Raw genomic sequence first — 25694 nt, forward strand, 5'->3', positions numbered from 1 at the left:
CGGGGGCGGGGTGGCCGGGGGGCGTCACGCCTCCCCCCGGGGGGCGCGGCCCTTGCCGGGGAGGCCGGCGAACGCCTGGGCGATGTCCAGCCAGCGGTCGGCGTCGGCGCCCTCGGCGCGCAGGGCGAGGTCGGCGCGGTGTGCGCGCTGGGTGACGAGCAGCGCGAAGTCGAGCGCCGGGCCCGTCACGCGCTGCGGGGCGTCCTCGGGTCCGTACGTCCACGCTTCCCCGCCGGGGCCGGTCAGTTCGACGCGGAACGGGTCGGCGGGCGGGGTGAGGCCGTGCGCGCCGAACGCGAAGTCCCGGGTGCGGAAGCCGATCCGCGCGATCTGCGCGAGCCGGGCCGTGGGGGCGCGCACCGCACCGAGGGCGTCGGCGACGTCCTGCCCGTGGGCCCAGGTCTCCATCAGCCGGGCGGTCGCCATCGAGGCGGCGCTCATCGGCGGGCCGAACCACGGGAAGCGGGCGCCGGGCGGAGCCTCGCGCAGCGCGAGCAGCAGGCGCTCGCGCCCGAGCCGCCAGCCGTCGAGCAGCTCCGCGGGCGGCAGGGCCGCGCCCTCGGCGGCACCGTCGTCGACGAAGCTCTCGGGCGCGGCGAGCGCCTCGGTCACGGCGTCGGCGAAGCCCTCGGCGTCGGTGACCGCGAGACGGGCGGCGCGGTCGGTCCAGGCGAGGTGGGCGATCTGGTGGGCGACGCTCCAGCCCTCGGCGGGTGTCGGGGCCGCCCACCGGGCGGCGTCCAGCGGGGCCACCAGCCGGTCGAGCGCCTCGCTCTCGTCACGCAGGTCGTCGAGTACGGCGGACGGGTCGGACACGGGACGCTCCCTCGTGGGCACGGCGGTCTGTGCCCCGGAGCATGGCAGCGGGCAAGAAAACAAGCAAGCATGCTTGCTTTGATTTTTCGGGCGCACGACCCTCCGCACGGGTTCCGTCCCTGCTCAAACCGGTCCGGCGCGAAGAATTGATTCTGTTTGAACCGCACGAGTGGTTCCCCCGAGCGGGGTTGGGAGTGTCCCGGCGCCCGCCCGTACCTTGATCCCGCCCGGTCCCGGAGTCGTCCGGCGGCGGGCGACCCCCCACCCTCCCGGCCCGGCGGCGAGCAGGCGCACCGCACCCCGCACCGGTCACTCCCCGTCCCGGAATCCCACGATGCGTCAGCGCCGGTTTATGCCACACGCATGTGCGGCCACCCGGCGGCGGTGCCTCGCCCGCCCAGGGCCACCCACAAGGAGCCCCATGTCACGATCACGCCTGTCCAGGCTGCTCCCGGCCTGCGCCGTCATCTCTGCGCTGACCGTCCCCGCGGTCCTCGCGCTGCCGGCCGCCGCGCACGACGCCCCGCCCGGACCGCACTCCGTCACCGGCAACGCCGCGTCCGGCCGGGCGAAGGCCCCGGTCGACAAGGAGGAGGCCGCCGTCCTCGGCCAGGAGCACGCCGAGGAGCACGCCCGTGCCCGGATGCGCGCCGAGGACACCGGCGACTACCCGCAGCCCATGCGCACGGCCCGGCTGGAGTCCCTCACCACGTCGCAGGCCCGGCACAACGCCCGGTTCGTCGCGTCGGACTTCGGCGTCTTCCGGCAGTACTTCCCGTCACCCGACTTCGGCGTCCACGTCGCGCAGCTGCCCACCGGCAAGGTCCTGCTCTTCTCGTTCGAGAGGATCGAGACCAACCCGACGAAGGAGACCGCGCCGACCCAGATCACCGGCAAGGAGAACGCGGGCCGGGCCTATCTCTGGGACCCCGCCAGGGGCACCGGGACGGCCGCGTTCACCAAGGTCACTCCCCCGTCGGTGATGATGCCGGACGGCTGGAACGTCTCCCGGCCCGCCCCGTTCTTCTGCGCCGGCCACGCCTTCCTGCCCAACGGCATGCTCGGCGTCTTCGGCGGCAACCTGGGCGGCAACCACGGCGCGGGCGCCAAGCTCTCGCTCGTCTTCGACCCGTGGACCGAGACCTGGTCGCTCAACGAGGACATGTCCGTCGGCCGCTGGTACCCGAGCGCCGTCACCGGATCCGACGGACGGATCCTCATCATGTCGGGCCAGTCGGAACTCGGCTGGGGCACGCCCACCCCCGTCGTCGAACGCTTCCCCGCGCGCTCGCGTCCCGTCCCCGTCAGCAGGGGCGACCTGCCGCAGAACGTGCCCGTGGACGTCTTCGGGGCCGAGGCCCCGTTCCGCCACGACTACCCGCACCTGTTCTCGCTGCGCGACGGCATGATCTACGGCCTCGGCCGCGACCACGACCAGCAGTGGAGGTTCGACCCGGTCACCGAGACCCGGACCTCCCTGCCCGACCGGCCCGACGGCTTCATGCGCAACTACGGCTCCGCCGTACCCCTGCCCGCCGGGTTCCGGGGCCCGGACTCCGTCCTCGTCCTCGGCGGCGACCGGGACGACCCGAACACGTACCAGCTCGTCGGCGGGCAGTGGAAGACCCAGCAGCCGAGGGCCTTCGGACGCACGCAGGACGACACCCTGATCCTGCCCGACGGCACGCTGTTCACCGTCAACGGCGCCTACGACATCCGCGACTACGGCAACGGGCTCTACAACCCCAACGCCGACCTGAAGTACCGGCAGACCGAGCTGCGGGACGCCGACGGCAACTGGAAGCTCGGCCCGGCCCAGCGCCTGCCGCGCGGCTACCACTCCAACGCCGTGGTGCTCCCGGACGGGCGGATCATGGTCACCGGCGACGAGGCGCAGCAGATCGCCAACGACCCGGACATCAAGGACGACATGGACGGCTCGATCGAGATCTACGAGCCGGCCTACCTGCACAGCGGTGAGCGGCCCGACCTCACGGCCGTACCCGGCCGCACCCTCACGTACGACAGCCGCTTCACGGTGCTCAGCTCGGAGCCGCAGGACGTCACGCGGGCGGTGCTGCTGGCGCCCACGACGGCCACCCACTCGGTGAACTTCAGCCAGCGCCACCTCGACCTGCGGATCAGGAGCAGGGCGGGCGGCTCGCTCGAACTCCAGGCACCGCCGTCGGCGAAGGCGGCCCCTCCCGGCTACTACATGCTCTTCCTCCTCGACGCGGAGGGCGTGCCCAGCACCGCCAAGTTCGTGTCCTTCGGCCCGCCCGAGTCCCGGTGACACCCGCCGCGGGGCCCGGCTCTCCCGCCGGGCCCCGCGGCCGCGCCGACGGACGAGAGAGACCTCACGAGACGGAGTCACCGTGAACACCGAACTCCCCCTGCGGGACAGCACCGAGATCCAGGGCGACGTGATCGCCGGCTTCAAGAAGGACAACGTCCAGTTGCTGTTCCTGAAATTCGACGACGCCACCCGGGCACGCACCTGGCTGCGCCGCCTCAAGCCCCGGATCGCCACGACCAGGCAGGTCGCCGCCTTCAACACCGCCTTCAGCGCGGCCCGCCGCAACAGCGGCGGCGACGACCCCAGGGCGCTGACCGCCCTGTGGCGCAGCGTCAGCTTCACCCATGCCGGCATCGAGACCCTGACCGGCAGGGACCCCTTCCCGCGCGCCGCCGAGCAGACGACCCAGCTCGCCTTCAAGCAGGGCCCGGCCCTGCGCGCCGGGATGCTGGGCGACACCGGTGACAACTCCCCCGAGAACTGGCTGTTCGGCGACAGCAACGCCCAGCCGGTGCACGCCGTGCTGACGATCGCCGCGGACACCGTCGCGGACCTGCGGGCCGCCCTCTCCGAGGAGCGTCAGGAGGCGTCCGTCCACAAGGTGGTGATCGTCTTCGAGCAGGACGGCGGGACGCTGCCCGGCGCACGGGCCGGCAAGGAGCACTTCGGCTTCAAGGACGGCGTCAGCGAGCCGGCGGTCGCCGGCTTCGACGCACCCGATCCGCGGCGCCCGGAGTGGAAGAAGGGCTCCCCCGGTACCCGGATCATCCCGGCCGGCGAGTTCGTCGTCGGCGAGGAGCGGGCCACCGACCGCCCGTACACGATGCCCGAGTGGGCCCGCGGCGGCTCGTTCCACGTGGTCCGCCGCCTCGGGCAGGACGTCCCCGGCTGGTGGGCGCAGATCGGGGCGCGGCTGAAGGAGCTGAAGGAGGCGAAGGCCGTGCCGCCGGAGGCCACCACGGAGTGGCTGGCGGCGCGGATGGTCGGCCGCTGGCGGTCGGGCACACCGGTGGCCAAGTGCCCGCACGCCGACATGCCGTCGGACCCGGCGTCGGCGAACGACAACGACATCAGCTTCGCCGACGACCTGGAGGGAGCCGTCACGCCCCTCTTCTCCCACCTGCGCAAGACCAACCCCCGCGACGGGCTCCGCTTCCAGGAGAGCGGCCACATCGTCCCGGAGAAGGGCGACCTCGACGGCCGGCGGATCATGCGCCGGGGCATCCCCTACGGCCTGCCGTTCGACCCGGCGGGCCCGGCCGGCCACGGCCCCGACGCGGCGCGCGGACTGGTCTTCGTCAGCTACCAGAGCGATCTGGTGGCCCAGTTCGAGTTCATGCAGCGGGACTGGGTGGACGCCGAGGACTTCCCGCTGCGCAAGCCGTCGGTCGGCCGCGATCCGATGATCGGCCGGGAGAGCGAGGTCTCGTTCAACGACCGGCGGATCCGCTTCGAGCAGTTCGTGCGGACGGAGGGCGCGGTCTACGCTTTCACGCCCTCGATGTCCACGCTGGACCGGCTGGCCGACGGGCGGCTGGAGGACGACACCCCCAGGATCAAGGTGAAGGTGACGCCCACCGGCAACCACGACATCTTCGCCGTCTCGACGTTCGAGGCCCGTGACGTCGTCGACGCGGGCCGGGCGAAGCTGGTGCTCCAGGACGACGGGCGGCTCGTGGCCTTCGACGAGATGGACGACCCGCGCTGGGCCTCCAACAACCCGCCGACCCCCGGCGCGCGGGCGGTGCTCCAGGAGGACGGCGACTTCGTCGTCTATACGCCCGACAACCAGCCGGTCTGGTCCACCGGGACCGGCGGCAACCCGGGGGCGAAGCTGTCGGTCCAGTCGGACGGCAACGTCGTGATCTACACGGCGGCGGACCGGCCGATCTGGGCGACGAACACCATGCACTGAGCACCGGGGCGGGGCGGGGCTGGTCCCGGGGCGGGGGCTGGTCCGGGGCTGGGGCTGGTCCCGGGGCCCGGCCCGGTCCGGTCCGGTCCGGTCCCGGCGACGGGCCGCGCGGTGGGCCCGTGGCGGCGGAGCGCGCCGGGGCGGGCCGCCGTGCCGCCCTACCCGCGGTCCGGCCGCAGGGGTTCCGGACGGCCTCGGTCCGGCTCCGCGGGCGTGCGGGCAGCGGCGGTCCGCGTCCGGGCCTTCGCGGTCTGCGTGCGGACCGCGCCCATGCTGGCGGCGATCACCAGGGCGATCGCCGCGGCGTCGGTGAAGGACAGCGCCTGGTGCAGCACCAGGAACCCCGCCGTCGCGGCGATCGCCGGCTCCAGGCTCATCAGCACCGCGAACGTCGCCGCGGGCAGGCGGCGCAGTGCCAGGAGTTCCAGGGTGTACGGCAGCACCGACGACATCAGCGCGACGGCCAGTCCGAGGCCGAGCGTGCTGGGCTGCACCAGCTTCGTGCCCGCCTCCCAGATGCCCAGCGGGAGGCTGATCAGCGCGGCCACCCCCATGGCCAGGGCCAGTCCGTCGGCCTGCGGGAACCGCCGCCCCGTCCGGGCGCTGAAGATGATGTACGCGGCCCACATCGCGCCCGCCGCGAGGGCGAACAGGGCCCCCACCGGGTCGAGCCGGTCGAATCCGCCGCCGCTGAGCAGGACGACGCCGCCGAGCGCCAGCCCGGCCCACAGCAGGTTCACCAGCCGTCGGGAGACGATCACGGACATGGCGAGCGGGCCGAGGACCTCCAGGGTGACGGCGGCGCCCAGCGGGATCCGGTCCACGGCCTGGTAGAAGAGGATGTTCATCGAGCCCATCGCGGCACCGAACGCCACCACCGTGCCCCAGTCGGCGCGCGAGTGGCCGCGCAGCTTCGGGCGGCAGACCACGAGCAGCACCAGCGCGGCGAGCACCAGGCGCAGGGTCACCACGCCGAGGGCGCCCGTGCGGGGCATCAGCATGACGGCGACGGCCGCGCCGAACTGCACGGACAGGGCACCGGCGACGACCAGCGACACCGGTCCCAGCGACCGTTTGCCGGGCCGCCCGCCGCCGGGGGCCGCACCGGCGGCCGGTCCCGCGGCCTCGGGCAGCGCCACGGTCGCCCCCGCCACGGGCCCGGGCTCCGGACCACCGCTCGCCGCACCCTGCACCGCCGCCACCTGCCGCCTCCTCGTTCCGTCCGATCGCGCGCCCGCCGGCCCGCGCCTGCCCGCGCGGCCGGTCCGGCCGTTTCCGGTCACCGGGCCGCCGTTCGGGCCGTTCCGGTCACCCGGCCGCCGTTCCGGTCGCGGTCACCGGGCTGCCGGCTGCCGGGCGTGTCCGGACACGGCCGCCGACGCCTGCCGGATCCGGCCGCCCGGCCCGTACGCGCCCCTCCACGCTACGGACCGGCCCGCCGCGCGTGAAATGCCTTTCTCGCTGCGGTTATGCTCCGGACGCATGAGCATCGAGCTGCGGCATCTCCGCTGCTTCCTCGCCATCGCCGAGGAATCCAGCGTGACCAGGGCGGCAGCCCGGCTGAACCTCGCGCAGCCCAGCGTCTCCCGCTCGCTCGCGGCGCTGGAGCGCCACCTGGGCACGCGGCTCGTGGACCGCTCCACCCACCACCTGGCACTGACGCCGGAGGGCCAGGCGTTCCGCGACAAGGCGGCCGCCGCGGTCGCCGCCTTCGACGAGGCGCTCGACGCGGCCCGCCTGCTGCACGCGCCCCTGCGCATCGGGCACGCCTGGTCGGCCCTCGGTCCGTACACGACCCCGCTGCTGCGGCGCTGGGCCCGCGAGAACCCCGGGATTCCGGTGGAGCTGCTGCGCATCGACGACCGGACGGCGGGGCTCACCCGCGGCCGGGTCGACGCGGCGGTGCTCCGCGGCCGCCTCACCGTGCCCGACCTCGTGACGGCGCCGCTGTTCACCGAGGCCCGGGTGGCCGCGGTCACCGCGGACGGCCCGCTCGCCCGACGGGCGACGCTCGCCCTCGCGGACCTCGCCACCGGGCCCGTCGTGCTGAACAACGTCTCCGGCATGACCACCCTGGACCTGTGGCCGACCGCGATCCGCCCGACGGCGACGTTCACCGTCGGGAACACCGACGACTGGCTCACCGCCATCGCGGCCGGCCGGGGTGTCGGCGTCTCCGCCGCCTCCACGGCCGAGATGCACACCAATCCGGGGGTGGTCTACCGACCGCTCGCCGACGCGCCGCCGGTCGAGGTGGTCCTCGCCTGGCGGGCCGCGGCGCCGCATCCGGCGATCCCCGACTTCGTGGCCCTCGTCCGCGCGGTGGCGTCGGGGGACCGTCCGCCGGGCGCCTCGGCGGGCTGAGAGCGGCCGCATCCGGGGCCGCCGCGCTCCGGACCCGGCCCTGCGCGCCGCCGGGCGGCTCGCGGCGGGGCGTCAGCGGGTTCCCCTCGCGCACCCCCCACACGGCTGTGCACCCCCGTGCGACGTCCCCGCGCCCGCCTGCCCCGTGCGGCCGGGCTCCCCGGCCGCACCCCCTCGCCCGGCACCGGCGGCGAAGCCCCTCGGACACGGCCCGCAGGGCCGTCGTCCCGCGCACCGGCGCCGAGCGGCGCCGTCAGCGCCCCGGCTCCCCGCCGTCGCGCCGGTCCAGCGCCTCCGCCAGGACCTCCGCCAGATGGCGGGCCCGGTGGCCGCCGAGGTCGTGGAGCTGGGTGCGGCAGGAGAAGCCGTCCGCGAGGAGTTCGGCGCCCTCGGGGGCCTCGCGGACGGCGGGCAGCAGCCGGTCCTCGGCGCAGGCGACGGACACCTCGTAATGGCCCCTCTCGAAACCGAAGTTCCCCGCGAGGCCGCAGCAGCCGCCGCTGAGCGTGCCGGTGAGACCGGCGGCGTCGCGCAGAGCGCGCTCGGCGGCGTCGCCGAGGACCGCGTGCTGGTGGCAGTGGGTCTGCCCCGCGACGGGCCGGTCCAGGCGCGGCGGCGTCCAGTCGGGGGCGCGTTCCGCCAGGGTCTGGGCGAAGGTGCGGACGGCGGACGCGAGGCGGGCGGCCCGGGGGTCGTCGCCGAGCAGTTCCGGCAGGTCGGTGCGGAGCGCGGCGGCGCAGCTCGGTTCGAGGACGGTGACGGGGGCGTCCAGGTCGAGCAGGGGTTCGACGGTGTCGAGGGTGCGGCGCATCACGGCACGGGCGCGGTCGAGCTGGCCGGTGGAGACGTAGGTCAGCCCGCAGCACACCCGGCCGGGCGGCAGGACCGCCTCGACGCCGGCGTCGTCCAGGACGCGCAGCGCCGCCGTGCCGACCGCCGGCGCCAGGCGGTCGGTGAACGTGTCCGGCCACAGCACCGTGAACCGGCCCGGGGCGAGCACCCGGGTCCGGCCGCGCGTCCGCTCCCGGGCCAGTGCGGTGAACGTGCGCCGGGCGAGGCGCGGGAGGTCGCGCTCGGGAGCGATGCCCGCCAGCCGTTTGACGAGGGCGGCGAACGGGGGCACCCCGGTCAGCGCGTCGGCGAGCGGGACGACGGGACCGGCCAGTCGCAGCCACTGCGGCAGCCGCCCCATCGAGTAGTGGGCGGCGGGCCTGCGGCGTCCCGCGTAGTGGTGGTGGAGGAACTCCGCCTTGTAGGTGGCCATGTCGACGCCCACGGGGCAGTCGGTGCGGCAGCCCTTGCAGGAGAGGCACAGGTCGAGGGCGTCGCGCACCTCGGTGGAGCGCCACCCTCCGGTGACCACCTCGCCGGCGAGCATCTCGTGCAGCAGCCGGGCCCTGCCGCGGGTGGAGTGCCGCTCCTCTCCCGTGGCGCGGTACGAGGGGCACATGACCGCCGGGCCGGTCGCCGGGGCCGTGGTGCGGCACGCGGCGACGCCGACGCAGCGCCGGACGGCGCGGCCGAAGTCGCCCGCGTCGTCCGGGTAGCCGAAGGCGACGTCGACCGGGCGGGCCGGCAGGACCTCGAACCGCAGGTTCTCGTCGAGCCGGGTGGGCCGGGCGAGGATGCCGGGGTTGAGTCCGCCGTCCGGGTCCCACAGGTCCTTGAAGGCGCCGAAGAGGCCGACCAGTTCGTCGCCGTACATCTTCGGCAGCAGCTCGGCCCGTGCCTGTCCGTCGCCGTGCTCGCCCGAGAGCGAGCCGCCGTGGGCGACGACGAGGGCGGCCGTGTCCTCGGAGAACTCGCGGAAGAGGGCGACGCCCCGCGGTGACACGAGGTCGAAGTCGATCCGCACGTGGATGCAGCCGTCCCCGAAGTGGCCGTACGGGGTGCCGCGCAGCCCGTAGCGGGCGAGCAGGGCCCGGAAGTCGCGCAGATAGGCGCCGAGCCGTGCGGGCGGCACGGCGCAGTCCTCCCAGCCGGGCCACGCCTCGGCCCCGTCGAGCATCCGGGTCGCGGTGCCCGCGGCCTGCTCGCGGATGCGCCACAGGGTCCGCTGCGCGGCCGGATCGCCGACGACGGCGGTGTCCAGCGCGTCCGCCGCGCGCGCCAGTGCCGCCGCCGCGGCATGCGCCTCGGCCGGGCTCGCCCCGCCCGTCTCGGCGAACAGCCAGGCCCCGCCGCGGGGCAGGCCGGACCGGGCGGACGGTTCGCGGACCAGGTCCTCGGCCATGCCCTCGACGGTCAGCGGCCCGTACGGGAGCAGGCCGGGGGCCGCGTCGGCGGCGGCGCTCTCGTCGGTGTAGCCGAGGACGGCGAGGGCGCGGTGCGGGGGCGAGGGGACCAGCCGTACGGTCGCCTCGGTCAGCACGGCCAGGGTGCCCTCGCTGCCGCAGTACGCGCGGGCCACGTCGGCGCCGCGTTCCGGCAGCAGGGCGTCGAGCGCGTAGCCGGAGATGCGGCGGGGCAGGCCGGGCGGGTAGGCGGTGCGCAGGGCGGCGAGGTGGGCGCGGGTGAACTCGGGCAGGCCCCGGGGCGCGCCGGCACCGCCGGGGCCGAGGCGCAGCCGGCGGCCGTCGTAGGTGACGACGTCGAGGCCGTGGACGTTGTCGGCGGTGGTGCCCCAGGCCACCGAGTGGGAGCCGCAGGCGTTGTTGCCGATCATGCCGCCGAGGGTGCAGCGGCTGTGCGTGGACGGGTCGGGGCCGAAGGTGAGTCCGTGGACGGCCGCGACGTCCCGCAGCCGGTCGAGGACGACTCCGGGGCCGACGACGGCGGTCCGTGCTTCGGGGTCCAGCCGGACGACGTCCCGCATGTGGCGGGTGAGGTCGAGGACCACGCCGGTACCGGTGGCCTGGCCGGCGATCGAGGTGCCGCCGCCCCGGGGCACGACGGGCACGCCCGCGTCCCGGCAGACGGCGAGGGCGGCCGCGACGTCGTCGGCGTCGCGCGGGGCGACGACTCCGGCCGGGACGCGGCGGTAGTTGGAGGCGTCCATGGTCACCAGGGCGCGGGCCGCGGCGGAGAAGTCGACCTCGCCGCGGACGGCTGCGGTGAGCGCGTGCGCCAGTTCGCCCGTATCCCCTGGGTGTCGATCTCCGCCCGGGCCCGCGACCGGACCCGCCGTGCCCGCGGGCCGCCGCCGGCCGTGCCGGCCGGACGCCCGTTTCCGCTCCTGCTCGTGGTCCTCGTGCGCCATGTCTCCCAGGATGGCCCGCCCTACCGTCCGGTACACGTGCGGAAAGCGGGTCGGTTGCGAACGTTGTGGGCAGAAGAGTGAGCCGGGACTGTCGGGGCCCTTGCCCAACTGATCGTCAACTCTCCTATAGTGACCACGGATTGACCTGAAACGTGATCAGAGACCAGCGGCTTCGGCTGCGCCCCTCGCACCCGCGGAAGGCATCGCCCGATGACCGGAACCCCCGAGGAACGATGACCCGCGCCGGGGCGCAGCTCAGCGCGACGAAGATCGTCGTGGTCGGCGGGCACGGCACCGGCCGGACCACGATGGTGCGGTCGGTCAGCGAGATCCGCTCGCTGCACACGGAGGAGACCATCACCGGCGCCCTGCCGGCCGTGGCGTTCCCCGCGAAGACGGCGACGACGGTGGCCCTGGACTTCGGGCGGATCACCCTCGACGAAAAAACGGTTCTCTACCTGTTCGGCACGCCCGGTCAGGAGCGCTTCCGCTTCCTCTGGGACCGGCTGCTGAACGGCACCATCGGCGCCGTGGTGCTCGTCGACACCCGGGCCGTCGACGAGGCCCGGTACGCCGTCGACCTGCTGGGGCACCACGGCACCCCCTACATCGTGGCCGTCAACGACTTCGGCGGACCGTTCCGTTCGGAGGACGAGATCCGGGGCGAGCTCGGGCTGCCGGACCGGGTGCCGCTGGTGGAGTTCGACGCACGGGACCACTCGTCGAGCAAGTTCGTCCTGATCGCGCTCATGGAGCACCTGCACACCGTGTCGGCAGGCCGCGTGCCCTGACCGGAGGAGGACAGCCCAGCTCAGAGCGGGGATCAGGGGGGTGTGGCCCGGTCCGGCCGGGCGTCTCATGGAACGGACCGCTGCACCGGCGGAGCGCCGGAGGCGATACCCTCCGGCTCGTGGCTGATATCCAGATTCCCGCTGACATCAAGCCCGCCGACGGCCGTTTCGGCGCGGGCCCCTCCAAGGTGCGTACCGAGGCGCTGGACGCCCTGGCCGCCACCGGCACCTCCCTCCTCGGCACCTCCCACCGCCAGGCCCCGGTCAAGAACCTGGTCGGCGAGGTCCGCGAGGGCGTGCGCGAGCTGTTCTCGCTGCCCGAGGGGTACGAGGTGATCCTGGGCAACGGCGGCTCCACCGCCTTCTGGGACGTCGCGACCCACGGGCTGATCGAGAACAAGTCCCAGCACCTGTCGTTCGGCGAGTTCTCCTCCAAGTTCGCGAAGGCCGCCAAGCAGGCGCCGTGGCTGGCCGAGCCGACCGTGATCTCCTCCGACCCGGGCACCCACCCCGAGGCGCGGGCCGAGGCCGGCGTCGACGTGTACGGCCTCACCCACAACGAGACCTCCACCGGTGTCGCCGCCCCCGTCAAGCGGGTCGCCGGTGCCGACGAGGGCGCGCTCGTGCTGGTCGACGCCACCTCGGGTGCCGGCGGTCTGCCCGTCGACATCGCCGAGTCGGACGTCTACTACTTCGCCCCGCAGAAGTCCTTCGCCGCCGACGGCGGCCTGTGGGTCGCCGTGTTCTCGCCGGCCGCGATCGAGCGCGCCGAGCGCGTCCACGCGTCCGGCCGCCACGTCCCGGAGTTCTTCAGCCTCCCGACGGCGATCGACAACTCCCGCAAGAACCAGACGTACAACACCCCGGCGCTGTCGACCCTCTTCCTGCTGAACGAGCAGCTTAAGTGGATCAACGGCCAGGGCGGTCTGGACTGGGCGGTGCGCCGCACGGCCACCTCCTCGCGCACCCTGTACGGCTGGGCCGAGGCGTCGAAGTACGCCAACCCCTTCGTCGTCGACCCGGCCAAGCGTTCCCAGGTCATCGGCACCATCGACTTCGCCGACGAGATCGACGCGGCCGCCGTGGCCAAGGTGCTGCGCGCCAACGGCGTGGTGGACACCGAGCCCTACCGCAAGCTGGGCCGCAACCAGCTGCGCGTGGCGATGTTCCCGGCGATCGAGCCGTCGGACGTCGAGGCGCTCACGGCGTGCATCGACCACGTCATCGAGAAGCTCTGACACCTCCGTCGCATCCACCCCGCGGGGCGCCGGCCGGTCACGGCCGGCGCCCCGCGGGCGTCCCCCGCCCGACGGTGCGGGCGGCCGCTTCCCCCGGGGGTGTCAGCGGCTGAGGCGCTGGAAGCGGCGGATCGCGAGGGGTGCGAAGACGGCCGTGATCACGAGCGGCCACACCACCGCCATGAGCAGGGCGTTCTCCTGGATCCAGCTGCCGTCGCCCGCCACGGGGTTGCCGAAGAGCTCGCGGGCGGCCGCCGCCGTCGAGGAGATCGGGTTCCACGCGGCGATCACGCCCAGCCAGTCAGGCATGGTCGACGGCGGCACGAAGACGCTGGAGATCATCGTGAGCGGGAACGCCACCGCGTACAGCCCGCCGGCGGCCTCCTGGTTGGGGACGACCAGGCCCAGCACGATGCCCACCCAGATCAGGCAGAAGCGCAGGAGCAGCAGCAGTCCGAAGGCGCCCAGGGAGGCGGCGAGGCCGGAGTCGGCGCGCCAGCCCATGGCGAGGGCCGTCGCGGCGAGGATGGCGAGTTCGGCGCAGGCGACGATCAGGTCGTTGACGCCCCGGCCGGTGACGACGGCGGAGGGGGCCATCGGCATCGAACGGAAGCGGTCGACGACACCCTTGGTCACGTCGGCGACGACCGCGATCGCGGTGTTCATGAAGCCGAAGGCCATGGTCATGGCGAACATGCCGGGCATCAGGAAGTCGCGGACGCTGCCGCCGTCGGGCGACTTCATCGCGCCGCCGAAGACGTAGCCGTACAGCAGCACGGAGACGATCGGGAAGCCGAGCTGCCAGGCGATCAGCACGGGTTGGCGCTGGTAGTGGGTGAGACCGCGGCGGACGACGTTCCAGCAGTCGGCGACGGCCCAGTAGGCGCGGCCGTGGGTGTCCGCGGGCATCAGGTCCACGGTGCCGGGGGCGCTCATGCCAGGGCCTCCGCCGGCTCGGGGCGCACCTCGGGGCGGGGGTCCCGGTCCGCGGCGTGGCCGGTCAGCCGGAGGAACACGTCGTCGAGGCTGGGTCTGCGCAGTCCGATGTCCTCCACCGGGATCCCTTCGTCCTGGAGTGTGCGGGCCACCTCGGTCAGGGCGGCGACCCGGTCGGTGACGGGTGCGTGGACGCGGCGTCCGGTCTCGTCCACGACCGGTTCGGCGGAGGCGGCGCGGGCCACGGTCCGGGCGACGGCCGCGAGGTCGGCGGTGTCGCGGGCCACCACCTCGACACGGTCGCCGCCGATGCGGTCCTTCAGCCCGTCGGGGGTGTCGTCGGCGATGGCCCGGCCGCGGTCGATGACGGTGATGCGGGAGGCCAGTTTGTCGGCCTCCTCCAGGTACTGGGTGGTGAGCAGGACGGTGGTGCCCCCGGCGACGAGGCGGCGCACCGCGTCCCACACCTCGCCGCGGGAACGCGGGTCCAGTCCGGTGGTCGGCTCGTCGAGGAAGAGCACCTGGGGCGCGAGGATCATGGAGGAGGCGAGGTCCAGCCTGCGGCGCATGCCGCCGCTGTAGGTGCCGACGCCCTTGTCCCCCGCCTCGACCAGGTCGAACCGCTCCAGCAGCTCGGTCGCCCGCAGCCGTGCCCGACGGCCCCCGAGATGGAAGAGGCGCCCGAACATCTCCAGGTTCTGCCGGCCGGTCAGGATCTCGTCGACCGCCGCGTACTGGCCGGCGAGGCCGATCCGGGCCCGGACACCGCGGGGATCGCGGCGCACGTCCAGGCCGGCGACCCTCGCATAGCCGGCGTCGAAGCGGAGCAGCGTGGCGAGGACCCGCACCGCGGTGGTCTTGCCGGCGCCGTTCGGCCCCAGGAGGCCGTGCACGGTGCCCTGGCGGACGACCAGGTCGAAGCCGTCGAGCGCGTGCTTGTCCCCGTACCTCTTCTCGATGCCCTCGGCCACTACGGCGTGTTCCTCCACAGCCCCTCCAGCGTTCCAGAACGTCAATTGAGTACACCGTACCCACTAGAGAGTACACCGTACTCAGTTTTGGTCCACAGGATTAAAGTGAGTGCATGACGACGACCGAAACGAGCGGCAGCGGCGACGTCTCGCGCAGCCTCGAACTCCTCTGGGGTACCGGCGAGCGCCCCTCGCGCGGCCCCAAGCCGGCGCTCTCCCTCGACCGGATCGTGACGTCGGCGATCCGTGTCGCGGACGCGGAGGGCCTGCCCGCCGTGTCGATGCGGCGGCTCTCGACGGAGCTGGGCACCGGCACCATGTCGCTCTACCGGTACGTCCCCGGAAAGGCCGAGCTGCTCGACCTGATGCTCGACCGCGTCATCGGCGAACCCCTGGAGGGCGAGATCGCCCCGACCCCTCCCGAGGCATGGCCCGACGCCGTACGCGGGATGGCGGCCGCCCATCTCGCGCTCTACCGTGCGCACCCCTGGCTGCTGAAGGTCAACCAGTCGCGGACCGTCCTCGGCCCGAGTGCCGTGCGCGGCCTCGACGCCTCACTCTTCGCCCTGCGGGGCATGGGACTGAGCGACCCGGAGACGATCTCGGTCGTCATCGCCGTGCAGAGCTTCACGTCGGGCATCGCCCGCATGGAACTGGAGTCGGCCGAAGCCGCCCAGCAGACGGGGCAGTCCGAGGAGGAGTTCTGGCGCAGGCAGGAGCCCTATCTGTCGAAGGCGATGCTCAGCGGCGAGTACCCGTCCCTGGCGGAGCTCTCGGAGGACGCGTTCAGCTCGGAGTTCGACCACTTCGCCTTCGGAGTGGAGCGGCTGATCGGGGGCTTCCGGGCTCTGGTGGCGGAACGCGCCGGGACTGCCTGAGCACGGGCGCCGGCCCCTGCGTCGGGGGACCGAGGCCGGGACCGGCGCCGGGACCGGAGACCGGCAGCCGGCACGGACCGGCCGGCCGTCTCCCGGAGCGGCCGGGTCAGGCCCCGCGGCGCCGCCGCAGGGCGAACACCAGCAGCGCACCGCCGCCGAGCACCAGCAGCCCGTACGTCGTGACGCGCCCCTCGCCGCCGCCGTCCGCGGCATCGCCTCCTCCGCCGCCGCCCGGGCCGGAGCCCGCGTCGCCGCCGCCCGCCCCCTCGCGCCCGTCCTCCCGGGGGGCGACCTCCACCCGCACGACCTCGCTCCGCTCCCCCTCCGTGCCGAACAGGAGCGCCGTGCCGTCAGGTGTGTACGTCACCGACTCCGACTGCCCCTGGATCGGCGCCCGGACCCTGTGGTCGGCGCCCAGCCGGCCGTTCTCCCAGGCGTAGGCCCGGGCGCTGAAGTACGAACGCAGCGTCAGTTCCCTGCCGTCGGGGGAGAAGGCGCCGTCCGTCACCCACGGCACCTCGCCGATCCGCCGGAAGACGTTGGTGGCCTTGGCGTTCAGCTTCTCGGGGCCTTCGTAGAGACCGCCGCCGTCCTCGTTCTTCGAGGCGATGTAGACGCGGCCCGTCACCGGATGCACCATCAGCGCCTCGGCGTTGCGGGGGCCGTCGGCGTACTCGACGTCGAACTGGGTGGCGTCGACCGTCTGGTCGCGCAGCCGCTCCGGCTCGGGGAAGCGGTAGATCCACACGTGGTCCCAGCCGCCGTCGAGGTTGTCGCCGATGTCGCCCACGTAGACGTGCCCGTCGGCGCCGACGGAGACCGCCTCCATGTCCCGCGGGGTGCCGACCCCGCGCAGGGTGATCGTCGCGACGGTCTCGCCCGTCGCCGAGTCGACGGCGAACACCCGTGGCGCGTCCTGGTCGTTGTGCGTCCAGTAGATCCCCGGGTGGGCCCGGCTGGCGGCGAGGCCGCTGGACTCGGTGATCCGCGGGTCCTCCAGGGTGAACCCGGAGCCGTCGTCGGCCGCCGCGGGCGCGGCGGGCGCGGAGACGAGCAGGACGGCGGCGGCGAGGCCGGCGAGGCTGTGGAGCGGGCGCATGCCCCCAGCCTGCCATCCCGCTCAGGGGCGCACGGCGGTGACCAGCCACGAGGCGCTGCGCAGGAGCACTCCGCCAGGGCTCTCGGCGGGACGCAGCAGGTCGGCGAGGGTCTGCCGGGCGCGTATGCCCTCGGCCTCACCGATCAGGCTCAGGCGGTGCCGGGCCGGGCCCGTGTCCATGAGGAAGCCTGCCGCGTCCTCGGCGTCGCGCCCCCACCGGCCGGCCGCTTCGACGCGGGCGAGTGCGACCTGGGCGAATCCCGCGCCGGCGAGCACCTCCCGGACGTGGACCGGGTCGGCGAGGGAGAACATGCCGGGCTCCCCCGCGGCGCCGAATCCGCCCAGCGACAGCTCGGGGCCGAGGCCGCCGAGCGCCCGGAGCCATTCGTTGTCGGTGCCGTGGGCGGCGACCACGAAGGCGGCCCGGCCGCCGGGGCGCAGAGCGCCGAGGATGTTGGCGAAGGCGGCCACCGGATCGGCGAAGAACATCACCCCGTAGCGGCTGATCACCGCGTCGAAGTCCCGCCCGGCGAGCGGGTGCACCTGTGCGTCGCCGTGCTCGAAGGTGGTGTGGTCGAGGTGCTCCGCCCGTGCGGACGCACGGGCCCGCTCCAGCATCGGACCGGACAGGTCCACTCCGGTGACCCGCCCGTCCAGCGCCCGGCGGGCCGCGGCACGGGTGGTCGCCCCGGCGCCGCAGCCGATGTCGAGGACGGCGTCACCGGCACGGATCCGCGCGGCATCCAGCAGCGGGGCGGTGAAGCCCGCGTTGATCTCGTCCCAGCGGTCCTGCTGACGCGCCCAGTGCGTGCCCTCGTAGCCGTTCCACGCCTGCGCCTGTTCGGTGTTGACGATGTGCACGGGACTTCCCTCCGTCTAGTATGGGCGTGCGCCCAAACAGCGTGGTTCACACAGTATGGGCGAGCGCCCATACTGTCGACCCCCTTGTCAACGAAAGGCCCCTGATGTCACCCCGTGGAGTGGCCGTACCCAACGTCCGCCAGCTGCTCTTCGCCGCCGCCGAGCGCGTCGTGGCGAAGGGCGGCCCGGGCGCGCTGACCAGCCGCGCGGTCACCGACGAGGCGGGATGCTCCAAGGGGCTGCTGCACGCCCATTTCGCCGGAGGACTCGACGAGTTCGTGGCCGAGCTCGTGCTCGACCGCTTCGCCCGCGCCTCGGCGCTCGCGGCGGAACTGCCCTCCCGGGCCGGGCAGGACACGGTCGCCGGCAACCTCACGGAGGTGACCTCGGCGCTGCTCGCCTCCGGCGGCCCCGCGTTGTCCGCGCTCGTCGTCACCCGGCCCGGAGCGACCGAGCGCTTCCGTGCGGCGATGACCGGGGGCGCCTCCGGCTTCACCGCCATCGAGGACGCGATCGCCGCCTACCTGCGCGCCGAACAGCCGCTGGGCCGCGTCCCCGACGCCCTGGACGCCCGGTCCACCGCGCTCGCCCTCGTGGCGACCGCCCACCACCTGCTGATGACCTCCGACCCGGGCACGCCGGACGCGACGGCCCAGATGGAGCGCCTGGTGACCACGCTGACGCGCGCCTGAACCCGGTGCGCGCACGTGCGTCGCGTCCACCGCACGTACGCCGGCGCGCGCCGTCCGGGCGTCGCGTCCACCGTCCGGCGACCCCACCCGGGAGCGGTGAGCCCCGGGGCGGTGAGCGCCCGGGGGCCCCGGCGGCGGTGAAGGTCCGCGGCCGCCGGGGCGGCCCGGTCCGCCTCGCCGGCGCGGGCGTCGTGTCCAGCCTCACATCGACGATCACTGCCGGGTTACCGGCGGGTTCGGAGATGATGACGCCCATGCGCTTCATGTTCGTCGGCGACTCCATGACCATCGGACGGGCCGGCGACTACAGCTGGCGCTACCGGATGTGGCAGCACCTCTCGGCAACGGGCGAGCCCTTCGCGATCGTCGGACCGCGTCACACCCTGTACGACTCCGAGGCCGGCGCACCCGTCTCCACGCACTACGCCGATCCCGCGTTCCCCGCCGACGCCCGCCGCCACCTCGCGGGCTGGGGCGAGGGCTGGCTCCACATGGCGCCTGTCATCGGCGACGCGGTCGCCGATCACCGCCCGGACGTCCTGCTGGTCTCGCTCGGCCTGATCGACCTCGGCTTCTACACGGACAGCACCCAGACCGCGGCCAACGTGCGCGCGTTCGTCCGGGGCGCGCGGGCGGCCAATCCGCGCGTGCGGATGGTCCTGCTCCCGGTGATCCCCAACATACGGGCCGAGTCGGACGCCCCGTTCGCCGCCGAGTGCGCCCGGTTCAACTCCCTGCTCGCCGAGGCGGTCGCGGACCTGGACACCCTGGCGTCACCGCTGCTCCTCGCCCCGCGGCCGGCCTCGTACGACATCCACACGGACACCTACGACGGCACCCACCCCGGCCCCACGGGCGAGATCAAACTGGCGGGCACCTTCGCCGACACCATGCACCGGGCGTGGGCGCTGGGCCGCGCCTGGGACGTCGCCGCCTGACCGTCCCGGGCCAGGAGGCGGGGCCGGCACGGAACGTCCGGCCGGCACGGAACGTCCGGCCGACACGGAACTTCCGTCCGGCCGGGCCCGTGGGACGCCGGGGCGGGCGACCGTGTGCAAGGGGGCCGCGGCGCCCCGGGCGGGGCAGCCGCAGAGGCCGCGGGGCGGCTCAGCCGTCCAGCGGCTCCGGACGGCCGGTCCCGCCTTCCAGCAGCTCCGGACGGTCGGCGAGGCCGGCGAGGTGTCCGGCCGGGTCGGCGATCAGCCTGCGCGAGGTGAGATCGAGCATCCCCGCCACTCCGGTGATCTCCGCCGCCACCGTGCCGTCCTCCTTGACGATGCGCTGCTCGACCCGGAAGGTCTTCCCCTCGCCGTAGACGAACCGGCAGCTGATCCGCACCCGGTCGCCGCCGCGCAGTTCGCGTGCGTACTTCACCGTCACTTCGAGGGCGACCGGGCCGACGCCGCTCGCGAGCAGCTTCTCCTGGGACAGTCCCGCGGCACGCAGGAGCTCCCAGCGGGCGTGCTCGGCGTACTGGAGGTAGACGGCCTGGTTGAGGTGCCCCTGGGTGTCGAGTTCGTACCCGCGCACCGTCACATCGGCGAAGAAGGTCATGCACAGCGCAACCTCGGCGGCCTTCGGCGCATTCCTGGCGCGCGCTTTTGAACCGGCGCGCGCGGGGCACTCGTCGCGGAGCGGACCGCGAACACGACCGAGAGAAAAGGAACCACTGCCGAGAAAGGGGTGTCCGATGACCCACGAACTGTCCGCGAAGGACATCATGACGAGCGGCGCCGCGTGCGTGGGCGCCCACCAGACGCTTCAGGACGCCGCCCGGATGATGCGCGACCTCGATGTGGGCGCTCTGCCCATCTGTGGCGACAACAACCGGCTCACCGGGCTGGTCACCGACCGGGACATCGTCGTCCGCTGCTGCGCCGAAGGGGTCGACCCGGCCTCGGTGCAGGCGGGCACGCTCTCCGGCGAGCTGCACTGGGTGGACGCGGAGGCGAGCGCCTCGGACGTCCTGGAGATCATGGAGAGCAACCACATCAAGCGCCTGCCGGTGATCGACGTCCAGGGCGGCCACCGCCTGGTCGGCATGATCACGGAGGCGAACGTCGCCAAGAACCTCAGCGACGCCCAGATCGCCGAATTCGCGACCCGGGTCTACGCGCAGGCGTAACGACCGCGCGGGCACAGCGACCCGGCAGTCGGGCGCACCGACCCGGCAACCGGGACGGGGCGCACCGACCCGGCCGCCGGGACGCGCACCTCTCCGGCGCGCACCGGGAGCCGACCGCCCCCGGCGCGCGCCGGGGCCGTCGCATCACGCCCGGACGAGCCGGTTGGCAAGCGTGGACATCGTGTACGCCCCGATGCCCATGACCACCTCCAGCGCGTTGCGCTCGGTGAACCCGTGCGACAGGAAGGCCTCGATCCGCTCCTCCTCGACGGCCCCGGCGGTGCGCAGGACGTCGAGGGTGAAGGTCCGCACCGCCTCCAGGCGCGGGTCGGGCAGAGCCTCCTGGGCGTGCAGTGCCGCCACGAGCGCGTCGTCGGCGTCGAGTCCGCGGAGGGCGGCCGTGTGGATGTCGACGCAGACCCGGCAGCCGTTGCGGACGGCGACGGTCATCACGACCGTCTCCCTGGCGAGGGGGTCGAGGGTGGTCCGCTCGAAGGCGGCGCTGAGCCGGAGGAATCCGTTCAGCAGGTCGGGCGAGGTGGCGAGGCGGGCGACCGCGGGCGGGACCGCGCCGAACCGGCGCTCCGTGGCCTCCATCGCGGGGCGCGAGTCGGCCGGGGCGGTGTCGAGCGTGTGCGTCACGAACACGACATGCTCCTAGAATGGACAACATGGTTGACGACTCGGAAAAGGTAAACCAGGTTGTCGAAGCTCGCAAGGAGACTTCCGGGACGCCGTCACGGCCTCGGCCCGGACACGAGCTGCCCCTGCTGCTGTTCGCGGGCTTCCGTTCGCTGATCGACGCGCTGCACGCGCGCCTCGCCGAGCAGGGACACCCCGGCATCCGCCCGGCGCACGGCTTCGCCATGCAGGCGATCGGAGCCCACGGCGCGAGCGCCAGCGACATCGGCCGCAGGCTCGGGGTGTCCAAGCAGGCAGCGGGCAAGACCGTCGACCGCCTGGTCGCCCTGGGCTACGCGGAGCGCGCGGACGATCCTGCCGACGCGCGTCGCAAACTGATCCGCCTCACCCCGCACGGCCTGGACGCGCTCGCCCGATCCGCGGCGGTCTTCGACGAGCTCCGGGCCGAGTGGGCGCGCACACTAGGCCCCGGCCGACTGGACGGCATCGAGGACGCCCTGCGTGCCGTGACGGGACCGGAGAGCTTCCGCCTGGACGCGGCGGGATGGCTGGGCGGCGGGGGCTGACGGACCCGGGAAGCCGCCGGCCGGCCGCACTGCGCCGGTGGGTGCTGACGTCGCGGCGGTGCTGACGTCGCCCGCGGCCAGGCGGCATCGCCGAGCTCCTGCCGGCCCGAGGCGGATACGCCTCCCGAACCCTCACAGCTTCGGCGGAGACGCCCGGTCCCATGCGTCGAGCATCAGCTTCCGGTCCAGTGTCGGGGCTTTCACAGCGACCGCGGAGCCAGGCGGGTCCTGGCACATCAGGACCCGCGCGGTGGGAAGCACGACCCCGCCCTCCAGCTCCCCGAGAAATATCAACTGACGGTCATGAAGCTGCTTCCGGTCACCGGGATGCATCACTCTGACCTCGCAATGCTGCTGCCCGAAGGCCGCAATGCCGGCAGCGGTGAAGCCGATCTCGTTCTTGTTCTCGGCGACCAACAGGCGCAGAGGCGTACGGCAGTCGGAGCGAACGGCCTGCACGAATCTCAGGAGCTTCGCAGGATTGACGGCCATGTAACGGTCCACCCAGATGGCCTCCGGCACACCCGACAGCAATCCGCAGAACGCTCTCACAGACTCCCTGAAATCGGCGGGCCATGTCGGGACCCGACCGTCCAAGGCAGCGCGCGCGGCTTCTGTGTGCAGCGCCCGCACGACTCCGTACCGCCGTTCAGCAGCCGGAACCACCAGGGGAGCAAGAGCTTCCGCTGCCAGATCATCGTCAGGCAGAAGCGCGGGACCATCGCGCAGCACACCCTTGATCCAACTGGCGGCCGCCCATGGAACATCCGCCACCCACGTGGGCGCGAGAATCTCGGCCGCATCGCGCACCTGATGCAATGCGGCACGCCCCAGGACAGGCGCAACCCTCGACAGGAGCGCGGTGTTGCCGCCCACGCTTGCCACCACGTCCGCTGAACAAGGGCAGCCCACCGCTGTGAAGTCTTCTCCGTCCGCGATGGGCAGCGCGACCACGCGAGCGCGCGCCACCAGGGGGGATCCGGTGGAAACCAAGTGCATGTTGCGGCCCCACCGACCGGTCAGCAGCGCACCGGTGTCCAGCGCTTGGTCACCGTCCACCAGCAGCTTGAGCAGTTGGCGTTGGAGCCGGAGGCCGTTCGTGTTGCGCAGCGCATGCGGATAGTCGTCGAAGAGCAGTTGTGCCGCGCCATGCCGGTCCAGGGCCTCCGCGACGTCGACGTGAAAGGCGGTCGCCCGTTCTTCCTGGTTCGCCTCGGTGTAGGTACGCCCGCGGGTGCGAACGCTGGTGTCACCGAGCTCACGCGCGACCGCCTCCAGCAGGAAGGTCTTGCCAGAACCCGGCACTCCGCGGGCGATGACCGTCTCACCGTCTATCAAATGCTCGCAGACCTGATTGACCCAACTGCGCTGGGAAGGTAGTAACCGCATTCATGCCCTCACTTCAGCACGTGCTCACGCATGGCATGAATCCGCGGCGCCCAATTCTCATCAGTGATGCCGTACAGCATCAAGTGCGCCGCCATATCCGGTTCGCTCTCCGCCCATTCACGCGCATCCCGTTGCTCGTCGAGATCCCCCGACCACAGCAGCGGAAGCATGGCCGCCTCATCCCCGAACCAGTCGGCGAACGACTTCAGCACGTCCGCAACCTCTGTGCGCGGGGTGTTCGGCCCGCGGCGATGCAGAGTTTCCTGGAGCGCTTCCAAGGGAACGTGCCACGGAATGACATCGTCGGGGCGGGTACCTGCGGCAGCGGAGCAGGCCTTGCGGGTGAGCAAAGGGTGACCGCCGAATTCGCGGAACAGGAAATCGATGGTCGCCGGGTCCCGGTAGCGCAACCCCATACGCCTTCCGAGGCTGCGCACCATCTCCTGCATCTCATCCTTCTTCATCGGCGACAAGAAGGACAGGCGGACGAACTTGTAGAGCAGGTTGTCCCGGCCGTCGAGGAGGGGTCGTTCGAAGATCGCCGGGTCCACGCCGGCACATACGATGCCGATGCTGTCCTTTCCCTCGGCCTCGCGGCGCTGGATGACGCCACGAAGCTGGGTGAGGCAGCGCAGCAGCGCTCGCGCTTCCTCCTCATCCAGATTCGAACGGCCGCCTGGCCACGCCTGGTCGATCTCGTCGATGAAAAGCTCCAGGCGGCCGGGCAGCCCGTCGAGCAGGATGTCCAGATCGTTCAGCCAGTGCGTCGAGATACTGGCTACGGGGTGAGGACGGCCGTCACGCGTGAGCGAGGTCAGTCGTGGGGCTGTTCCCGACGCGGCACGCACCAGTTTGTGGCACTCCACGAGCAGGCCCAGTTGGAACTGCTCGGCCGAGAGTCCACTGACGTCCAGACGGATCACGGGCTTGCCCTGCTCTGCCCTGTGCTTCTCGACGTAGTTCAGCAGCGAGGTCTTCCCGGCCTTGCGGAGCCCGAAGATTCCGACGGACTGCCCGCGGTCGAGGGCGAAATCAAGCTGCCGCACCTCGGCTCGACGCCCGTAGAATGCGGCAGGTTCGGTAATGGGCTTGGTCAGGTCGTAGTGATCATGGGTGACCATTACCTGCGCGATGCGCTCGCGTAAGCTTATCGGCGCCCCATGCTCAATGAGCGCATTTGCGTCGACCGTTAAAATCGGCAGCTGCCCGCGACGACGGCGAACAAGGTTCTCCGCGCCCCCGTCCGGAGTGAGCAGGATCGCGAAGTCGGGATCCAGCCTCGCCTCACCCTTGCGCAACCGGTCAGCGATGATGTCGAGAGTCCGAGGCTCCACTCGCTCGTACGCGGCGGAGAGGCACAGCACTTCGAGATGCAGATCAAAGGTTTCCCGTACGTGCTCCGGCAGGGTGATGTAGATCCACCAGCGCCGGGCGTCCTTCGGATCCTCGACAAACCGGTACGGCTCCGCACCCATCTCACGGAGAAGCTTGTTGAACTCTTTCCCCCCGGAAACCATCCGCTCGAACTTTGCCTTGTGCCCTGCGAGCACTTGTTGGTTATGAGTGCTTGCCACGTACGCCTCTCAGCGAGCCCAGTTTCCCGGATCGTACGCCGGGCGAGGCACAGCGGGTGGGTCTTTGAAGATTGTCACGTCACACCAACAGACCCACGTTCCTCAAGCCTCAGCCGCCCCACCCCTCACGGCCCTGCCGTCGCGCCGCCCCGCCGCCCCACCGCCCCGCCGTCGCTGCGCCAGGACATGGCCGCGCCGCTCCCGCACGGCATGCCGCCACGGCCGCCCCGCGAAGACGCGTCCGGCGGGAGCGCGGAGCCCCCGGCGGACGCGGGTCGGAGCCGGCCGGCCCCGGCGCCGGAAGGGTGCCGGGGCCGGGCGGCCGGGCTCACCAGGCGAAGGCCTCCGGGGACGGGCCGGGGCCCGGGAAGATCTCGTCCAGGCCGGTCAGGACCTCGTCGCCCAGCTCCAGTTCGACCGCGCGCAGCGCCGACTCCAGCTGCTCCTGCGTCCGCGGGCCGACGATCGGACCCGTGACGCCCGGCCGGGTGAGCAGCCAGGCCAGGGCCGCCTCGCCCGGGGCGAGACCGTGCTTGTCGAGCAGGTCCTCGTACGCCTGCACCTTGTCGCGGACGGCCGTGTTCGCCAGGGCGTCAGCGCTGCGGCCGGTCGCCCGCCGCGCACCCTCGTTCTCCTTCTTGAGCACACCGCCGAGAAGTCCGCCGTGCAGCGGCGACCAGGGGATGACCCCGAGCCCGTACTCCTGCGCGGCCGGGATGACCTCCATCTCGGCGCGCCGCTCGGCGAGGTTGTAGAGGCACTGCTCGCTGACGAGGCCGTACGAACCGACGCGCCGTGCCGCCTCGTTGGCCTGGGCGATCTTCCAGCCGGGGAAGTTGGACGACCCGGCGTAGAGGATCTTGCCCTGCGTGACCAGGACGTCGATCGCCTGCCAGATCTCCTCGACCGGGGTGCGGCGGTCGATGTGGTGGAACTGGTAGAGGTCGATGTGGTCCGTCCGGAGCCGCTTCAGCGAAGCGTCCACCGCACGGCGGATGTTGAGGGCGGAGAGACGGTCGTGGTTGGGCCACGGGTCGCCGTCGCCGGCCATGTTGCCGTACACCTTCGTGGCGAGCACGACCTTGTCCCTGCGGTCGCCGCCCTTGGCGAACCAGGAGCCGATGATCTCCTCGGTGCGGCCCTTGTTCTCGCCCCAGCCGTAGACGTTGGCCGTGTCGAAGAAGTTGACGCCCGCGGCGAGCGCGGAGTCCATGATCTCGTGACTGGTGGCCTCGTCCGTCTGGGGCCCGAAGTTCATCGTGCCGAGGACGAGCCGGCTGACCTTGAGTCCTGTGCGTCCGAGCTGCGTGTACTTCATGAGTCCCTAGCCAACGCCTTCGAG

22 protein-coding genes are annotated in these 25694 nt (G+C 73.0%); 10 read left to right on the plus strand and 12 right to left on the minus strand.

The window, feature by feature from the left end; translation table 11 throughout:
* Positions 1-24: 24 nt before the first annotated feature.
* Complete coding sequence (locus IAG43_RS13495) at positions 25-816, minus strand: TIGR03084 family metal-binding protein (RefSeq protein ID WP_187740999.1); 792 nt, start codon at positions 814-816, stop codon at positions 25-27.
* 421 nt (positions 817-1237) lie between these two features.
* Here IAG43_RS13495 and IAG43_RS13500 point away from each other — a divergent pair, with 421 nt between their 5' ends.
* Positions 1238-3109 carry a galactose oxidase early set domain-containing protein gene (locus IAG43_RS13500; protein WP_187741000.1) on the plus strand — a complete coding sequence of 624 codons (1872 nt, stop codon included), beginning with the start codon at positions 1238-1240 and terminating at the stop codon, positions 3107-3109.
* 82 nt (positions 3110-3191) lie between these two features.
* Positions 3192-5027: a Dyp-type peroxidase gene (locus IAG43_RS13505; protein WP_246574300.1), complete on the plus strand. Its 1836-nt coding sequence runs from the start codon at positions 3192-3194 to the stop codon at positions 5025-5027.
* 158 nt (positions 5028-5185) lie between these two features.
* Here IAG43_RS13505 and IAG43_RS13510 read toward each other — a convergent pair whose 3' ends face one another.
* Positions 5186-6181, minus strand: a complete 996-nt coding sequence (locus tag IAG43_RS13510) for an EamA family transporter (RefSeq protein ID WP_187744442.1) — start codon at positions 6179-6181, stop codon at positions 5186-5188.
* A 328-nt stretch (positions 6182-6509) separates the two neighbouring features.
* Here IAG43_RS13510 and IAG43_RS13515 point away from each other — a divergent pair, with 328 nt between their 5' ends.
* A complete protein-coding gene (locus IAG43_RS13515) occupies positions 6510-7391 on the plus strand; it encodes a LysR family transcriptional regulator (RefSeq protein WP_187741001.1) in 882 nt (293 codons plus the stop codon).
* Between the two features lie 253 nt (positions 7392-7644).
* Here the strand turns inward: IAG43_RS13515 and IAG43_RS13520 are convergent, their stop codons facing one another.
* Entirely contained in the window at positions 7645-10590 is a 2946-nt protein-coding gene (locus IAG43_RS13520) for an FAD-binding and (Fe-S)-binding domain-containing protein (RefSeq protein WP_187741002.1), read from the minus strand.
* A 233-nt stretch (positions 10591-10823) separates the two neighbouring features.
* Here IAG43_RS13520 and IAG43_RS13525 point away from each other — a divergent pair, with 233 nt between their 5' ends.
* Positions 10824-11381, plus strand: coding sequence for a GTP-binding protein (locus tag IAG43_RS13525; RefSeq protein WP_187741003.1), 558 nt, complete (start codon positions 10824-10826; stop codon positions 11379-11381).
* Between the two features lie 119 nt (positions 11382-11500).
* Positions 11501-12619: a phosphoserine transaminase gene (gene serC / locus IAG43_RS13530; protein WP_187741004.1), complete on the plus strand. Its 1119-nt coding sequence runs from the start codon at positions 11501-11503 to the stop codon at positions 12617-12619.
* Positions 12620-12721: 102 nt separating this feature from the next.
* Here serC and IAG43_RS13535 read toward each other — a convergent pair whose 3' ends face one another.
* Complete coding sequence (locus IAG43_RS13535; protein WP_187741005.1) at positions 12722-13555, minus strand: ABC transporter permease; 834 nt, start codon at positions 13553-13555, stop codon at positions 12722-12724.
* Positions 13552-14544, minus strand: coding sequence for an ATP-binding cassette domain-containing protein (locus IAG43_RS13540; protein ID WP_187741006.1), 993 nt, complete (start codon positions 14542-14544; stop codon positions 13552-13554). Before IAG43_RS13540 ends, IAG43_RS13535 begins: the two co-directional genes overlap by 4 nt.
* A gap of 95 nt (positions 14545-14639) precedes the next feature.
* Here IAG43_RS13540 and IAG43_RS13545 point away from each other — a divergent pair, with 95 nt between their 5' ends.
* The gene (locus tag IAG43_RS13545; RefSeq protein WP_187741007.1) at positions 14640-15404 is read left to right on the plus strand and encodes a TetR/AcrR family transcriptional regulator; all 765 of its coding nucleotides are present in this window, start codon (positions 14640-14642) and stop codon (positions 15402-15404) included.
* Positions 15405-15510: 106 nt separating this feature from the next.
* Here the strand turns inward: IAG43_RS13545 and IAG43_RS13550 are convergent, their stop codons facing one another.
* A complete protein-coding gene (locus IAG43_RS13550) occupies positions 15511-16503 on the minus strand; it encodes a YncE family protein (RefSeq protein WP_187741008.1) in 993 nt (330 codons plus the stop codon).
* Between the two features lie 21 nt (positions 16504-16524).
* The gene (locus IAG43_RS13555) at positions 16525-17364 is read right to left on the minus strand and encodes a class I SAM-dependent methyltransferase (protein WP_187741009.1); all 840 of its coding nucleotides are present in this window, start codon (positions 17362-17364) and stop codon (positions 16525-16527) included.
* Between the two features lie 104 nt (positions 17365-17468).
* On the opposite strand from IAG43_RS13555, the gene IAG43_RS13560 reads away from it, so the two are divergent.
* Both IAG43_RS13560 and IAG43_RS13565 read left to right on the plus strand, forming a co-directional pair.
* Positions 17469-18056, plus strand: coding sequence for a TetR family transcriptional regulator (locus IAG43_RS13560; RefSeq protein WP_187741010.1), 588 nt, complete (start codon positions 17469-17471; stop codon positions 18054-18056).
* Between the two features lie 254 nt (positions 18057-18310).
* Positions 18311-18994 (plus strand): GDSL-type esterase/lipase family protein, encoded by a 684-nt coding sequence (locus IAG43_RS13565; RefSeq protein ID WP_187741011.1) that lies wholly within the window; start codon positions 18311-18313, stop codon positions 18992-18994.
* Between the two features lie 169 nt (positions 18995-19163).
* Here the strand turns inward: IAG43_RS13565 and IAG43_RS13570 are convergent, their stop codons facing one another.
* Complete coding sequence (locus IAG43_RS13570; RefSeq protein ID WP_187741012.1) at positions 19164-19610, minus strand: acyl-CoA thioesterase; 447 nt, start codon at positions 19608-19610, stop codon at positions 19164-19166.
* 136 nt (positions 19611-19746) lie between these two features.
* On the opposite strand from IAG43_RS13570, the gene IAG43_RS13575 reads away from it, so the two are divergent.
* Positions 19747-20181, plus strand: coding sequence for a CBS domain-containing protein (locus IAG43_RS13575; RefSeq protein WP_187741013.1), 435 nt, complete (start codon positions 19747-19749; stop codon positions 20179-20181).
* A gap of 144 nt (positions 20182-20325) precedes the next feature.
* Here the strand turns inward: IAG43_RS13575 and IAG43_RS13580 are convergent, their stop codons facing one another.
* Positions 20326-20829, minus strand: coding sequence for a carboxymuconolactone decarboxylase family protein (locus IAG43_RS13580; protein ID WP_187741014.1), 504 nt, complete (start codon positions 20827-20829; stop codon positions 20326-20328).
* A 14-nt stretch (positions 20830-20843) separates the two neighbouring features.
* On the opposite strand from IAG43_RS13580, the gene IAG43_RS13585 reads away from it, so the two are divergent.
* Positions 20844-21389, plus strand: coding sequence for a MarR family winged helix-turn-helix transcriptional regulator (locus IAG43_RS13585; RefSeq protein WP_187741015.1), 546 nt, complete (start codon positions 20844-20846; stop codon positions 21387-21389).
* A 132-nt stretch (positions 21390-21521) separates the two neighbouring features.
* Here IAG43_RS13585 and IAG43_RS13590 read toward each other — a convergent pair whose 3' ends face one another.
* The 3 genes from IAG43_RS13590 to IAG43_RS13600 all read right to left on the minus strand — a co-directional run bounded on the left by IAG43_RS13590 (position 21522) and on the right by IAG43_RS13600 (position 25670).
* The gene (locus tag IAG43_RS13590; protein WP_187741016.1) at positions 21522-22778 is read right to left on the minus strand and encodes a hypothetical protein; all 1257 of its coding nucleotides are present in this window, start codon (positions 22776-22778) and stop codon (positions 21522-21524) included.
* An 8-nt stretch (positions 22779-22786) separates the two neighbouring features.
* Positions 22787-24328, minus strand: coding sequence for an ATP-binding protein (locus IAG43_RS13595; protein ID WP_187741017.1), 1542 nt, complete (start codon positions 24326-24328; stop codon positions 22787-22789).
* A 352-nt stretch (positions 24329-24680) separates the two neighbouring features.
* A complete protein-coding gene (locus IAG43_RS13600) occupies positions 24681-25670 on the minus strand; it encodes an aldo/keto reductase (RefSeq protein ID WP_187741018.1) in 990 nt (329 codons plus the stop codon).
* Between the last annotated feature and the right edge of the window lie 24 nt (positions 25671-25694).

The sequence above is a fragment of the Streptomyces genisteinicus genome (genome assembly GCF_014489615.1).
Taxonomy (GTDB): domain Bacteria; phylum Actinomycetota; class Actinomycetes; order Streptomycetales; family Streptomycetaceae; genus Streptomyces; species Streptomyces genisteinicus.

What these genes read in the sequence shown, in the direction of transcription:
- IAG43_RS13585 (WP_187741015.1), top strand. Translation starts at nt 20,844, where the DNA reads ATGGACAACATGGTTGACGACTCGGAAAAGGTAAACCAGGTTGTCGAA.
- IAG43_RS13535 (WP_187741005.1), bottom strand. Translation starts at nt 13,555, where the DNA reads ATGAGCGCCCCCGGCACCGTGGACCTGATGCCCGCGGACACCCACGGC.
- IAG43_RS13590 (WP_187741016.1), bottom strand. Translation starts at nt 22,778, where the DNA reads ATGCGGTTACTACCTTCCCAGCGCAGTTGGGTCAATCAGGTCTGCGAG.
- IAG43_RS13560 (WP_187741010.1), top strand. Translation starts at nt 17,469, where the DNA reads ATGTCACCCCGTGGAGTGGCCGTACCCAACGTCCGCCAGCTGCTCTTC.
- IAG43_RS13565 (WP_187741011.1), top strand. Translation starts at nt 18,311, where the DNA reads ATGCGCTTCATGTTCGTCGGCGACTCCATGACCATCGGACGGGCCGGC.
- IAG43_RS13515 (WP_187741001.1), top strand. Translation starts at nt 6,510, where the DNA reads ATGAGCATCGAGCTGCGGCATCTCCGCTGCTTCCTCGCCATCGCCGAG.
- IAG43_RS13600 (WP_187741018.1), bottom strand. Translation starts at nt 25,670, where the DNA reads ATGAAGTACACGCAGCTCGGACGCACAGGACTCAAGGTCAGCCGGCTC.
- IAG43_RS13525 (WP_187741003.1), top strand. Translation starts at nt 10,824, where the DNA reads ATGACCCGCGCCGGGGCGCAGCTCAGCGCGACGAAGATCGTCGTGGTC.
- IAG43_RS13570 (WP_187741012.1), bottom strand. Translation starts at nt 19,610, where the DNA reads ATGACCTTCTTCGCCGATGTGACGGTGCGCGGGTACGAACTCGACACC.
- IAG43_RS13545 (WP_187741007.1), top strand. Translation starts at nt 14,640, where the DNA reads ATGACGACGACCGAAACGAGCGGCAGCGGCGACGTCTCGCGCAGCCTC.
- IAG43_RS13575 (WP_187741013.1), top strand. Translation starts at nt 19,747, where the DNA reads ATGACCCACGAACTGTCCGCGAAGGACATCATGACGAGCGGCGCCGCG.
- IAG43_RS13500 (WP_187741000.1), top strand. Translation starts at nt 1,238, where the DNA reads ATGTCACGATCACGCCTGTCCAGGCTGCTCCCGGCCTGCGCCGTCATC.
- IAG43_RS13520 (WP_187741002.1), bottom strand. Translation starts at nt 10,590, where the DNA reads ATGGCGCACGAGGACCACGAGCAGGAGCGGAAACGGGCGTCCGGCCGG.
- IAG43_RS13550 (WP_187741008.1), bottom strand. Translation starts at nt 16,503, where the DNA reads ATGCGCCCGCTCCACAGCCTCGCCGGCCTCGCCGCCGCCGTCCTGCTC.